4 protein-coding genes are annotated in these 14,324 nt (G+C 71.0%); all 4 read left to right on the top strand.

Going from position 1 to position 14,324, the window contains the following annotated elements:
* Positions 1 to 100: 100 nt before the first annotated feature.
* The 4 genes from F0U60_RS01665 to F0U60_RS01650 all read left to right on the top strand — a co-directional run bounded on the left by F0U60_RS01665 (position 101) and on the right by F0U60_RS01650 (position 14,309).
* A complete protein-coding gene (locus F0U60_RS01665) occupies positions 101 to 2,824 on the top strand; it encodes a hypothetical protein (protein ID WP_395813204.1) in 2,724 nt (907 codons plus the stop codon).
* Positions 2,825 to 4,915: 2,091 nt separating this feature from the next.
* The gene (locus F0U60_RS01660; protein WP_395813202.1) at positions 4,916 to 5,167 is read left to right on the top strand and encodes a hypothetical protein; all 252 of its coding nucleotides are present in this window, start codon (positions 4,916 to 4,918) and stop codon (positions 5,165 to 5,167) included.
* An 821-nt stretch (positions 5,168 to 5,988) separates the two neighbouring features.
* Positions 5,989 to 12,465 (top strand): HEAT repeat domain-containing protein, encoded by a 6,477-nt coding sequence (locus F0U60_RS01655; RefSeq protein WP_395813200.1) that lies wholly within the window; start codon positions 5,989 to 5,991, stop codon positions 12,463 to 12,465.
* Positions 12,462 to 14,309: an SWIM zinc finger family protein gene (locus tag F0U60_RS01650; protein WP_395813198.1), complete on the top strand. Its 1,848-nt coding sequence runs from the start codon at positions 12,462 to 12,464 to the stop codon at positions 14,307 to 14,309. Before F0U60_RS01655 ends, F0U60_RS01650 begins: the two co-directional genes overlap by 4 nt.
* The last annotated feature ends 15 nt before the right edge of the window (positions 14,310 to 14,324 follow it).

Below are 14,324 nucleotides of genomic sequence, written 5' to 3'. Positions count from 1 at the left end.
CTGGATTCCCCCACCCAGTATGCCGGGACACGCCGAATCCCGGAGAGCAGAGTCGGTCCCACGCCGCTCAACAGCCCGGTTGTGCTAAACCCGTCGCCCGATGGCCACGAGCGACGAGCTGACGGCAGCAGACCTGGAGCGGTTGTCACGGGCGGAAGCGCCCGACCTCGCGGAGGCCGTCCTGGCCTTCCTCGAGCAGCCCGACAAGGCCCCCGAGAAGCTCCCCCAGGGCGCCCTCACCTTCGACGGGCTCCTCAACCTCCTGCGCCAGTCCCAGGCCCGCCACAGCGCCGAGGCCCGCCACTCCGGCGCCCGCGACGCCTGGCAGCGCTACCTCGCCCAGAAGGACGTCCCGCTCCCCGCGCGCTTCGCCCTCGCCGACCTGCTCGTCTCCCTCTACGAGGGCAACACCAGCGCCTCCCGCGCCGTCCTCTTCGAGCTCGCCCGCCGCGCCGACCTCCGCTTCGGCCTCTGGGGTGGCCTCAAGCGCATCTACAAGCTCGCCGAGCAGCGCCACGACGCCGAGATGTTCGGCGTCCTCGCCTGGCGCTTCGACACCGAGCGCTCCAACGCCTACCGCACTCGCGACGTCTCCAAGGGCACCCTCACCTATCTCCAGCGCCGCGCCTGGCGCTACCTGCGCCAGCTCGGCCAGGCCATCCCCGAGCTCTACCCGCAGTTCGCCGTCGAGGTGCTCCGCCACTACGAGCCCGATACCTCCTGGCGCTCGTGCTGGGTCTCCAACCACATCTGGGCCCACGAGGCGGACAACTACGGCGCCGACTCCTTCCCCATCGAGCCCCCCAACGACATGGTGAAGAAGCGCGCCTTCACCGATGCGTGGAAGCGCTCGCCCGATGCGCTCATGCGGCTGCTCGACACCTGCCAGTCAGACCCCGCCGCCCGCTTTGCCATCCAGGGCCTGCGCAAGGACTTCCCCGACACCCTGCGCAACAATGTCACCCCCGCCTGGCTCGACAGGCTCGCCCGCCGCCCGCTCGCCAGCGCCCACGAGTTCCTCGTCGACACCCTCCAGGGCTCGCCCGAGTTCCACCAGGGCAAGCTGCGCGAGCTCGGGCTCCACGAGGCGGTGCTCGCGCTGCTGGTCTCGGAGAGCAACAAGGCCCGCACCTACGCCATCGAGTACGCCCGCGCCCACGCGCAGGACCTCCCCGCCGAGCGCCTCGCCGAGTTGCTCGAGGGTGAGAACAATGACGTGAAGGCCTTCGCCGCCGCCGTGCTCGAGAAGCGCAACCCGCGCGAGCTCGGCCCGGACTTCCTCGGCCGGCTGCTCGTCCACAAGCAGACCGCGAAGTTCGCCGCCAAGGCGCTCGAGCAGAGCTTCGACCGCGCCGAGCTCACCCAGAAGTTCCTCTTCGACATGCTCTTCGGCGAGCAGGAGCAGTACCAGTGGGCGTCGAAGTACCTCAAGTCCAAGTACGGCAAGGGCGAGCTGCCCGTGTCCTTCTGGAAGGCCCTGCTCGATGACGAGCGCCTGGAGTCGTACGGCAGCGACGTGGAGGAGCTGGCCCTCGAGTCGCTCGAGGCCTTCAAGCCCGCGGACATCGGCGCCGACTGGCTGCTCGACCGCTCCATCCACCCGAGCTTCGGCGACACCGTCTCCAACTGGCTCACCGAGGCCGATGCCCTGCCCGGACTCGACGTGGAGCGCGTGAAGGGGCTCGTCTTCAACGCGAAGTACCGCGAGGTGGCGCTCAAGCTGCTCGGCAACCGCAAGCTCTTCGCCCCGCGCGACATGGGCATTCCCTGGCTGCTGGCGCTCGCCCGGCGCGCGGACCCGACCCTGCACCAGTTCGCCCACCGCTACCTGCTGGAGAACGTGGCGCCCGCGGACTTCAGTGAGTCCGGCGATGCCAACGCGGGCCTGGAGCGCCTCTTCGAGCTGGCGCTCGGCTCGAAGCAGCCCGCCCCCGTGCGTGCCTTCGCCCAGACGTACCTGCGCTGCCACCACCCCGTCATCGGCCCCGAGCAGCCCGAGTCCAAGTCCTACCAGCTCAAGCCACGGGCGCCTCGCAACGCGTACACCCCCGAGCGCCTCTGGTCGGCCCTCTTCGATGCCCGCGACGACGTGCGCCACTTCGCCCTCGCCGTGACGCGCGTGGAGTTGCGCGCCTGGGGCTGGCACACCCGTGTGTATGAGCTCGCCGAGGCCAACGCCAAGGAGGTGCGCAACCTCGCCTATGACGCCCTGCTCGACGCGGGCGAGGAGAGCGCCGACAAGCGCCGTACCCTCACCCCCGACGAGCTGGACGCCGTGAAGGTGTTCACCCTCACCGAGAGCACCAAGCGCTCCACCCGCGAGGTGGCCGTGGAGCTCATCCGCCGGCACTACGCACGGCTGGGCGGGCCCGAGCGCCTCGCCTGGCTCATGGAGAGCGCGGACCGTGAGGTGGGCCTGTTCGCCATCCGCCTCCTCTGGGAGAAGCACCGCCCGCTGCACCTGCCCGAAGGGTGGAAGCCCTCGGGAGCCACGGAGTCTCCGGTGAGTGCCACCGAGCGCTTCGCCAACGTGGAGGCCCTGCGCACCTTCCTGCGCCGAATGCTCTTCGGCCTGCCGCCGGGGCGCTCCAAGGAGGCCCGTGAAGGCAACGTGGCCCGGAGGGTCTCGGCCAGCGAGGCCAAGCGCCGCGTGATTGAGTTGGTGCGGGACTTGGGACTGGAAGACGAGAGCTTCGCCCGCGTCGTCGCCCCCGTGCTCGGTGAGTTCACCGGCTCACTGGCGAAGGGGGAGTGGCAGAGCTGCCTGGCCTCGCTGGTGAGGTTGCGCGCGGCGCATCCTGGCGTGGAACTCGGAAGATTCTGACGTATGGCCTACCCAGAGGAAGAATGTCCATGAGGGACACTCTCCCGCCTCTCGTGACGGTGGGCTGCATATTGGCGGCGGGCTGTGTCACCTCGCCCCTACCGAACACCCCGGCCCAGGAGCAAAGAATCGCCCGAGGCCCCTGGTCCGAGGTTCCCGCCGTCGAAATGCCCACAGGCGACACATCCATCCCCATTGATCTGCTCAGGGATGTGGCCAATGCGCTCCTCCAGCGTCCTGGCGCCACGGTGTGTGATCAGGCCACGAAGCGCCCCATCGTGGGCTTATCCACCGAGTATTGCTCGACGGTCTATGTCGCCGGAGACCGCGACTCGCTTTCCTGGCGTGTGACTGAGCCCATTCAGGGAAGCCACAATGGATGCCGCCCGCTCTTCGCGGTGAAAGATGACGACCACCCAGCCCCTCAGGTGTGGGTCGTGGGATACATCCACAACCATCCGTGTGGCGCGCCTCCCTCTTCACAAGATCTCGGGTCTTGGCCTACGGACACGTTCGATCCCTATGTGGCCATGGCAGAAGTCCGCATGATTCCGGGCAACCCAGTGCCAGCGGTCCACAAGAACACGAGCATCGAGATGGCCTCCGCACTGGTGGCGGAGCGTCAAGACGGGACACGCATCTTCCTGCGGTACTTTCCCACGGGCGAAATTCAACAGTGGAGCGCAGCCGGGGCCAGTTGGGTCACCCTCGCGCACTGCGCACCACGCAGAGATGCTCGCGCCCCCCAATGCGATGAGCCCCCGCAGTTATTGCGTGAGTAGGTGCTGGTTGAGGAGAGAGAGATGCTCAAGGCGTATACGCTCGTCCTACTCTCAGCGGTGCTCTGGGGCTGTCCCCGACCTGCCACTGCCTGGAAGGGAAAAGTGGAGTGGCCGGACGACTACTCGGGCAAGAACATCGTCCCGTTCACGGAGGCGGGGGCCGCGCTCGCCGCAGCAGGCGCCATCCGCGAAATGGTGAGACAAAATCTGGCCATGGATCCAGGCCTGTTCTGGGGCTGCTCTAGTCCAGAGCAGGGGCTGGACGTCGCCGTCTACAGGGGCCCGACTTCGGGTCTGTATTACGTGCTGGTGGACCAACGCTTCGATCGCTGCGGCGGCCCGCGAGGGCGCGTACTCGATGGGTGGTACGAGTACGCGGTCACCCCTCAAGGCGAGGTGGTGGCCGAGGCCCCGCCTCCACCCGCGGATGACTCCTTCTTCTCCCCTGCGCCTCCCAGCAACACACCTGCACAGCCCGCGCAGGAATCGCCCCCCACCACTCCGCCCTCGAGTCCAGGAACCGAGGCGCCCACTCCGACTCCTTCACCCGCGCCTGTGCCAGTTCCTATTCCAAATCCCGAAGTCTCACCCTCGGACCCTCCTGCATCGCCATCACCTGTTCCCCCGACCTCAGGCTCTCCGGAGCCGGCGTCAACCCGTCCGGAAGGCCCGTGAGGACGCACTCAATAGGTGCGAGCGACGAGCTGACGACAGCGGACGTGGAGCGGTTGGCACTGGCGCACCCCGGCGTGGAACGGCGTGGAACTCGGAGGATTCTGACGGATGGCTCATCCAGAGGAAGCATGTCCATGAGTGACACGCTCCCGCCTCTCGTGACGGTGGGCTTCATGCTGGCGACGGGTTGCGCCACCTCGCCCTTATCGAACACCCCTGCCCAGAACGCCCGAGTCGTCCGAGGCCCCTGGTCCGAGGTATCCGCCGTCGAAATGCCCACGGGGGATACCTCCATCCCATCGATCTGCTCCGGGACGCAGCCGATGCGCTCCTCCAGCGTCCCGGCGCCAAGGTCTGTGACCCGGCCACGAAGCGCCCCATCGTGGGCTTGTCCACCGAATATTGCTCGACGGTCTATGTCGCTGGAGGCCGAGACTCGCTTTCCTGGCGTGTGACCGAGCCCATCCAGGGTAGCCACAATTCATGCCTCCCGCGCTTCGCGGTGAAGGACGACGATCATCCAGCCGCGAGCGTGTGGGCCGTGGGATACATCCACAACCATCCGTGTGGTGCACCCCCCTCTTCGCGAGACATCAGAGTCTGGCCGACAGATGCGTTCGACCCCTCTGTGGCCATGGCGGAAGTCCGCCTGATTCCAGGCAACCCGGCTCCGGCTACCTACAAAGACACAGGCATCGAAATGGCCTCGGCGCTAGTCGCGGAGCACCAGGATGGGACACGCATCTACCTGCGCTACTTCCCAACGGGAGAGATCCAGCAGTGGAGCGCGGCAAGCACTGGCTGGGTCACCCTCGCCCGCTGTACCCCAGGCACGGAGGGGCGCCCACCCCAATGCGACAAACCTCTGCGGCTGCTGCACGAGTAGAGCCAGTCCAGGAGAGAGAAATGCTCAAGGCGTATGCGCTCGCAGGGCTCGTCACGGTGCTTCCCGGATGTGCCGTGCCCAGGACTGCCTGGAAGGGAACGGTCGAGTGGCCGGACGATTACTCAGGCAAGAACATCGTCCCATTCATGGAAGCGGGGGCTGCACTCGCCGCAGCAGCTGCCATCCGCGAGATGGTGAAGCAGGGTCTTGCCATGGATCCAGGCCTGTTCTGGGGGTGCGCAAGTCCCGAGCAGGGGCTGGACGTCGCCGTCTACAGAGGCCCAACGCCGGGCCTGTATTATGTGATGCTGGAGGAACGCTTCGATCGGTGCAGCGGCCCACGCTACCGCGTGCTCGATTGGTGGTACGTGTACGCGGTCACGCCTCAAGGGGAAGTAGTGGCCGAGGCCCCGCCCCCACCCGCGGATGACTCTTTCTTTTCCCCTGCGCCTCCCAGCAGCACACCTGCTCAGCCCGCGCAGGAACCGCTACCGACCACTCCGCCCGCGACTCCGGGAGCCGAGGCGCCCACTCCGACTCCTTCACCCGAGCTTGAAGCTCCGCCTTCAGCAGGACCAGCCCCCGCTTCGCCACCACCCGTAACCACCGTGCCAGGTAAGCCGGAACCCGCGCCCAACCGTCCAGAAGGCGCGTGAAGGCCCGACTCGAAGATGCGCCTGCCCCCTCCGCTTCACCGCCGTCCCTCTGCCCACTGTGCTAAACCCCTCTACTCGATGGGGACGAGCGACGAGCTGACGGCAGCGGACGTGGAGCGGTTGGCACCGGCGCACCCCGGCGTGGAACTCGGAGGATTCTGACGTATGGCTTCACTTGCCATCGGCCAATACGAGAAGGTCCGCGCACTCGCGGCCAACGCGCGTCTGCTGCTCGTCGGAGGTGCTCGCGCCTCCGTGAACAGCCGCCTCACCGCCTACGAGCCCGCCACCAACAAGGTGGCCTGGAGCGTGGAGCTTCCCGCCGCCGTCCTCGGGCTCGCCCTCGCCGGCGAGAGCTGGGTCGCCGCCTGCGCGGATGGCACCGTGCGCATCGGCGCTCTCGGCGATGGAGCCGTGCAGCGCGAGCTGAAGGACGCCCACCGCGGTGCCTGCACCGCCATCGCCGTCACCTCGGACGGCACCCGCGCCTTCACCGTGGGCACGGATGGAGCCCTGCGCGCCTGGACGCTCAACCAGGGCAAGCGCATCCACGAGTGGCAGGCTTCGCCCCAACCCCTGCGCGCCGTCGCGGTGGACCCCTCCGGCACCTACGCCGCATGCGGCGGTGATGACTCCGTGGTGCGCTCCTTCACGCTCGCCAATGGCGCCCGCCGTGACATGCCGGGCCACGAGGGCGCGGTGCGGGCGCTCGCCTTCACCCCGCGCGACGGTCGCCTCGTGTCCGCTGGCGACGACGGCAAGCTGCGCATCTGGTACCTCGTGGGTGCCGTCGAGTCCGAGGTGCGGGGAGATAAGGACTCCGGCCATGCCGGCGCCGTGCTCGCCCTCCTCTTCCCGCCCACGCCCACTCCCGAGCGCGGCGAGGAGGCCGCCGATCGCATCTTCTCCGCCGGTGACGACGGCAAGGTGAAGGCGTGGCGCCTGGACGAGCGCCGCAAGCCGCGCACGCTCGACTGTGGCAGCAAGCCCGTGCACGCGCTCGTCTTCGCGCCGCCCGTGAATGCGCGGATGGCCAAGGCGCAGCTCGGCTCCGTCTACGCGGGCGGCGAGGACCGCACGGTGCGCCGCTTCGAGCTGGACACCGAGGGCAAGCCCGGCACCGACATCGCCACGTATGCCCACGGCTTCAACCTGCTGGAGGAGTCCCGCCGGGGCAACCGTCCCAAGCGCGAGGCCGCCGTGCGCGAGGCCGCGGCGCTCGAGGAGCCCGAGGCGCTCGACTTCGTCCTCTCCGTGCTCTCCACGGACCGCGAGTACGAGGTGCGCAAGCTGGCCGCCGAGGAGCTGGGCCGGCTCGGCCGCTCCAGTGCCCGCGCGAAGCTGCGCGAGCGGTTGGACGACGAGCACGCGCTGGTGCGTGCCGCCGCGCTGGGGTCCCTGACCGCGCTGGAGAAGGAGTCTCCGCTCGCCGCTCCCCGCGCGGCCCTGGACTCGCGCTACCCGGACACGCGCATCGCCGGCCTGCGCCAGTTGGCCTCGCTCGCGAAGGTCTCGCCGCTGGTGCCGGGCCTCATCTCCAGCAAGCTGACGGACGCGGACACCAGCGTGGGCCTCACCGCGTTGGATGTGCTGACGCAGGTATTTCCACCGGACAGCACGGAGCCACTGAAGACGGCCTTCGAGCGCGGCCCCGCCCACCTGCGCACCGAGGTGCTCATCCGCGCCGCCGGTGCCGGTTGGCTGGGCTCGCCGCAGTTGCAGCCCCTCGTGGCGCGCGCCCTCGATGATGCGGACGCAGAGGTGCGCCGCGTGGCCTTCACCGTGCGCGTGCTGGAGCGCCGTCCGCTCGCCCACGTGCTCGAGGCGAAGGACGAGGACTTCGCCCGCGCCGCCCTCGACGTCGCACGGCGGCTCTCCCGCCGCGCCCGTCCCACCGATGACGAGGCCCGTGCCGCCCGTGAGGCCATGCCCTCCCTCGGCAAGGCCGGTGAGCCCCTCTCCGAGGCCAGCCTGGAGCCGCTGCTCGCCGCCATGGCCTGCCGCACTCCGGACACCGCCGTACGGGGCGCTCGGGGCCTCGCGCAGCTCGGGGATGCCCGGGCGCTCGGCGCGCTGCTGCAGCTCTCCCGCGAGCCTGACGCCGCCATCCGCCGCCAGGCCGCCGACGCCCTCCGTGCCCTCCAGGACTCCCGCGCCCGCGAGCGTCTCGTGTGGATGCTGGACGACGAGAACGCCGACGTGCGCGCCACCGCCCTCGACGCGGTGGTGACGCTCGACACCGAGGCGCCCCTCTCCAGCGCCGAGGCCGCCCTGCGCTCGGCCTTCGAGGACGTGCGCGTCCGGGGCCTTGACCGGCTCGTGAAGCTCTCGGGCAAGCGCTCCGAGGCCGCCGTGCACCTGCTCGGCGATGCGCTCGAGGACGAGTCCGCCAAGGTGCGCGACGAGGCCTTCCGCACCCTCTGGGCGTGGAACGAGAAGAACCCCCAGGAGGCGCTGGACCGCGCGCTCTCCGGTCGCTTCCCGGACCTGCGCCGCCGCGCCGTGGATGAGCTCGCCGCCCGTCTGAAAGAGGACTGGGCGCTGGCGCGGCTGAAGAAGACCGTGGGCGACCGTGACGCTAGCGTGGCCCAGGCCGCCTACGAGGCGTGGGTGAAGCACGTGGGCAAGGAGCTGGCGGAGCCGCATCTCGCCGCCATGGACACCGCGCATGCCTCGCTGCGCGCCCTGGCCGCGAAGAACGCCACCCAGGCCCCCGCGGAGGCCGTGCGCTCGCCGCTCCTCAAGCTGCTGCTGGCCGAGGAGCCCCAGGTCTACCTCGCCGCCATCGAGGCGCTCGACAAGCTCATCAAGGAAGAGAACGGCCCCCTGCTCGCGGGCCTCGGCTCCGGTGAGCTGCCCCTCAAGGTACGCGCGGCCGAGCTGCTCGCCGCCCGCGGCGCCGAGGACATCATCGAGCCGATGCGCAACCTCCTCACCGACAAGGAGTTGCAGCGTCTCTACCCGCCGGCTTTCCTCGCCCCGCTGCGCCACCGCGCGGCAACGGCCCTGGCCACGCTCGGCTCGCGCCGGCTGCTCGCCTTCTTCGCCACCACCCTGCTCAAGGACGAGGCCAGCGAGGTGCGCGAGCAGGCCGCCCGAGGTCTCGCCACCGCCAGCCGCCGGGGGGATGAGGGCTACCTGCTGGACGCGCTCGGGCACGCGGACGTCGCCGTGCGCTCGTGGGCCGCGGATGGCCTGTCGCGCCTCGGCGACACGCGCGCCCTGCCCGTGCTCACCGGCAACCTGCGCCACGAGCACCAGCCCATCCGCATCGGCGCCATCCTCTCCTTCGCCGCGCTCGGCCCGGATGGGGACAGCGGCCTCCTGCACGGCCTGGAGGACAAGGCCCGCGAGGTCCAGGAGACCGTCTTCGCCATCATCCTCGCCCGCGACCTGCGCGCCTCGCGCCGGGGTGAGCCGCCCGACCTGCTCACCAGCGCCCTCTCCAGCGCACGCCCCGAGGTGCGCTACGCCGCGGCCCGCGCGCTGGAGCTGCGCACCGAGACCGAGGCGTACCACGCCCACCTCGTGGAGGTGCTGCAGCCGCCCCGCCCCGAGAAGGCCGGCGACATGAAGGACTGGCCCGCCGAGAACGAGCGCGCCCGGAACATGGTGGGGCTCGCCGAGGCGCTCGCCAGCGACGTGCCCGAGCAGCGCTACGCCGCGGCCCAGGTGCTGCAGCTGCGCCACAAGCCGCTCGACTACTTCCGCGAGGCCGCGAAGGTGGCCCGCCCGCGCTCGCTCGAGGCCCCCTGGAAGCCCGAGACGTCGCCCGTGACCCAGGCCCGCCCCGTGGAGGAGAAGGAGAAGCCCGCGCGCAACTGGCTGCGCCGCCTCTTCTCCACCGGCACCGGAAAGGCCGCCACCGCCGAGCCCTCGCCCGAGGCGCTCGTCTCCGCCGAGAAGCAGCACCTACGCCGGCTCGCCTTCGGCGCCTACGTGGGCCTCTTGCGGCAGGTGTCCTCGGGGGATGACGAGGGCCACCGCGTGCGCCGCGATGCCGTGGATCGCGTGGTGAAGCTCACCCAGGAGGGCCATGCCGGCACGCCTGCCGCCGTAGCCGCCCTGCTCCGTGCCCTGGAGGATCCGCACCAACTGGTGCGCAAGGCGGCCCTCGCCGGGCTCAAGGAGCTGTACCCCGCGGGCTCCGACGAGCCGCTGGCGCTCGCCATGGCCTCGCTCTCTCCGGACGTGGCGCGCGCCGCGCTGGATGAGCTCGCCACCCGCGGGGAGTCCGCCAAGGGCCGCATCTCCGCCGCGCTCAACTCGCCCCTGGCCGACGTGCGCAAGTACGCCTTCGAGCTGCTCGAGCGCCTCAGCCCTCCGGGCAGCCTGGAGCCCCTGCTGGCCGCGCTTGGCAGCGAGCACGCGGATCTGCGCGTGGGCGTCATCGAGCGACTCGCCGGTGCCAATGACTCGCGCGTCACCGAGGCCCTCGGCCGCGCCGCGGGCAGCGAGCACGAGGACCTGCGTCTGCGCGCCGCCGAGCTGCTGGCCTGGCGTCAGGATGACCGGGCAGTGGAAGTGCTCGCTGCCTTCCTGCGCTCGGAGAACGCCGCCGCGGTGAAGCGCGCACAGGAAGCACTGGCCCGGCTCGGCTCGGCCGCCGCCGTGGGTGCGCTCGCCGCTCGGCTGCGTGTCGCGACGGAAGCGACCGAGCGCCTCGCCCTCGTGAAGGCGCTGGGACGCACCCGTCGCCCCGAGGCCGTAGACGCCCTGGCGCGGCAACTCGACGATGACACTGCCTTCGTGCGCCATGCTTGCGTGAGCGCGGCCATGGACGTGGCCACCCCGCCCGAGAAGGACGAGAAGGGCGAGCGCAAGCGCGACGTGGCCCTGGCGATGCGCTTCCTCCGCGCGGCCGTGCGCAGCGCGGACCCGATGGTGCGCAAGGCCGCCGCCACCGAGCTGGAGCAGGGCGACGACGTGGGCCAGGACGAGCTGCTCAGCAGCCTCTTCGCGGATCGGGACGTGACGGTGCGCATGGAGTCGGTGGCTCGCTACGCCTCGCGCGTGATGAACAAGGGCGCGAAGGTGGAGCCGCTGGAGGAGGTGCTGCTCGGCGGAGCCCGCGAGCTGATGCTACCCGCCGCCGAGGGCGTGGCCTCTCGGGGCCGCACGAGCGCCCTGCGCCCACTGCTGCTGTACGTGCGCGCGGGTGAGGAGGGCGAGCGCGAGCGGGCGCTGCTGGCCCTCGGCACGCTGGGTGACGCGCGTGCCCTGTCCGAGCTGGAGCAGGTGGCGGCCGGAGGCACGCCCGAGGCCCCGGTGGAGACGAGCATGGTGGCCGCGGCTCTCGAAGGCCTGGGCCGGCTCGCCCCGAAGCTGCCCGAGGGCGAGGACCGTCGCCGCGTCGAGGAGAAGGTGGAGCTCACCGCGCTGGAGGCCCAGGACAGCGAGCTGCAAAAGGCCGGCGTCCGGGGTCTGCGCTTCATCGGTGGCGAGCGGGCACGCTCCCGCCTGGAGACGCTCCTGCGCGACGACGACACCGACAACGAGGTGCGCACCACCGCCGCCCAGGAGCTGGGCAGGATGGGAGACACCGCGGCCGAGGGCGCGCTGGCCTCGGTGTTGAACGATTGGGATGACGACCTGCGCAAGGAGGCGCGCAAGGCGCTCGACGCGCTCTTCCCCAAGGACCGCATCCGGGTGGAGTTCCTCGCCGTGGCCAGCGACCAGGAGGACATCTCCGAGCCCGCCGCCAGCTACCTCGCCACGGAGGCGGACCCGATGCAGCTCCTGCCCCGTCTGGCCACGCTGGACAAGGAGGAGCTGCGGCAGCGGCTGCGCCGGGGACTCGTGCGGCGCGCATCGCTGCCCGCTGGAGCGCTCGCGATGCTGCTCGGCCATGAGAAGCCCTCCGCGCGCGAGGAAGCCGCGTGGCTGGTGGGCGCACGCACCGGCGAGCAGGACCCGGCCCGCGCCTGGTCCACGGAGGACCGCGCCACGCTGGGCCGCTCCATCACCACCGCCGAGCGCCGCACCGCCTCCGAGTGGGCTGCCACTCCCGCCCCCAAGCGCGAGCCCCTCGCCAAGGCCTGGGAGCGGCTGCTGTGGGCGGGCTCTCGCCTGGAAGTGACGGAGCTGGCCAAGGCCGCGAAGGACATCCTCCAGGGCGGTGAGGCCAAGGCTCCCGCCGCGGTACGCCTCGAAGCGACCCGAGCGCTCGGCCGGCTGAACACGGCCCCCGAGGCGCTGCGTGCCGCGCTCTCCGACCCGGACGCCGAGGTGCGCGAGGCCGCTACCACCGCCCTGGCCCGCATCGCCCCGGAGCGCGCCGCCGAGTGGGCGCTCGCGGTGCAGCCGTTCGATCCGGTGGCCACGGGCGCCGCGGGTGCGACGGTGCGCAGCCCGAAGCAGCTCGCTACGTCCGAGGCCCGCCGCATGGCCCTGCCCTCGGTGCTGGCCGGCAAGGAGCTGGAGCCGCTGCGCCCCCTGGCCACCCACAAGGACGAGCAGGTGCGGCAGGATACGTGGGCCGCGCTGGGCCGCTTGGGAGGGACCGACGCGGCGGAGTTGCTGCGCGGCCAGGCCTTCGACAAGTCGCAATCCGTGGAGCTGCGGAAGGCCGCCTACCGCGCCCATAAACGAGCACTCCGCGCCGCCGAGCGCGCTCGGAAGAAGGAAGGGAGCCCGTCGTGAGCACCGCCACCCATCACGCCGTCGAGCTGCGTTACGCCACCACAAGTGACGTGGACGCCGTCGCCGACGCCTCGCGCGTCCTGCTCGCCCTGGAGGGCTCTCGTGGCACGGTGGGCGTGCGCGGCCGAGTTCGTGAGCCCGCCCTCTTCCGCGACGCGCTCGCCGCCACGCTGGGCATCCTCGCCTCGGATCTGCGCTACCGGGGCAAGGACCGCACCGCGTACCTCGCCTACCTGATGAAGCAGGGCAAGCGCGCCACCGCTCAAATCTGGGAGGCCCAGAAGGCCTTCCTGGAGCAGTCCCTCGAGGGCGACAAGCAGGCGGACGCGGTGTTGGATCCGCTGCTCACCGTGGACCCGGATCAGGTGTCGCTGGAGGTGTTCTCCCGCGACGAGAGCGCCTACGCGCGCCTGTCCTTCGACAACTCGCTCTTCGAGGGCCGCGAGGCCGCGCACGGCTCCACCTTCCTGGACGTGCCGGCGGACCTGCTGGCCAAGGTGGACCGGCTGCGCACCTACGTGCCGGTGTCTCTGGAGGCCCACGTGGCCCTGCCCGCTCGAAGCACCGAGCAGACCCGCGCCCCGCGCAACGTGGAGGTGCCTCACGCCTGGCTGCGCGGCTTCCTCCAGGTGCAGTCCGCCGCCACCCTGCCCGCGAGCACCTGCACGCTGGCGCCGATCGACCTGTACAACCTGCTCTTCGCGCTGCGCACCCGGAAGGCGAAGAAGGCACCGCGCGCGCTGCGCTTCGAGCTCGTCCCCGGTGCGCAGCCGAGGCTGGTGCTGGAGCCATGGGAGCTGGTGCTGGAGTGCCACGGGCCGAAGTACCAGGGCAGCACGCCCGCGGTGGTGCGCACCTTCGGACGGCAGCGGCTCGCGGCCCTCGCGCGGCTGCTGCCCCATGCGCAGGGCGTGCGCGTGCAGATGCTCGGCCCGGGCCTGCCGGTGTTCTGGGTGATTGAGCTGGGCCCGGCCACGCTGACACTGGCGCTCACCGGGTGGACGGAGAGCGGCTGGTCCAGCGCCGCGGCCTTCGATGCGCTCATGCCGCGCGCGGTGCCGGATGGGCTCGCGGAGACGCTGCGCAACCGGCTGCGCAAGGAGGGCCCTCGGACCTTCGAGGAGCTCGCCTCGGGCACGGACGCGCCGAAGGACGCGGTGCGAGGGGCCCTGCAGCTCGAGTGCCTGCGCGGGCGTGTCCTCTATGACATCGCCCGGGGGACGTACCGGCCGCGTGAGCTGCTCGCCACGCCGGTGGATGAAGCCGTCATCCGCTACGGCAACGAGCGAGAGGAGCGAGCGCACCGGCTGCTGGGCGATGGAGGCCCGGGAGCGGGCGAGGTGAAGCTCACCAAGGTGCACGACGTGGTGGGCGTGGGCACGAAGCTCCACGGCGAGGTGGTGGACCGCGAGGCGGTGCGCAGCTTCTTCCCGAGCTTCCTCCTGGACCTGGAGGGCCGGGTGCGCGAGGCGAGCTGCGGCTGCCCGCCCTACCGGCGCTCGGGGATGCGCGAGGGCCCGTGCGAGCACATGATTGCGCTGCGGCTCGCGTACGCGCGGCAGAGGGCGCAGGAGGAGGCACTGCGGCAGACGCCGAAGGGCCGGGCGCTCATCCGCGCGGAGACACGCTCGTACGTGCGGCGCGACGAGTCGGGCCAGGAGCAGGTGTACCGGGTGTCCTTGGACGGCAAGCTGGTGTCAGTGGAGTGGGGCCCGCGACTGGGCGAGCAGCGCCACCAGCGGCTGTGGTTCGACACGGACTCGGAGGCGCGCACGGCCTACTTCACGCGCCTGGAGTCGCTGGCCGCTGAGGGCTTCATCGACTCGGTGGGCGGGTCGGTGTAACTGCCCGGAACCTGC

This window comes from Archangium minus (assembly GCF_044360475.1).
GTDB classification, from domain to species: Bacteria; Myxococcota; Myxococcia; order Myxococcales; family Myxococcaceae; genus Archangium; species Archangium minus.
This window is presented reverse-complemented; position numbering and strand designations above follow the sequence as displayed.

Bases quoted from the DNA above. Each gene is read 5' to 3' on its own strand.
- F0U60_RS01665 (WP_395813204.1), top strand. From the start codon at position 101: ATGGCCACGAGCGACGAGCTGACGGCAGCAGACCTGGAGCGGTTGTCA.
- F0U60_RS01660 (WP_395813202.1), top strand. From the start codon at position 4,916: ATGGCGGAAGTCCGCCTGATTCCAGGCAACCCGGCTCCGGCTACCTAC.
- F0U60_RS01655 (WP_395813200.1), top strand. From the start codon at position 5,989: ATGGCTTCACTTGCCATCGGCCAATACGAGAAGGTCCGCGCACTCGCG.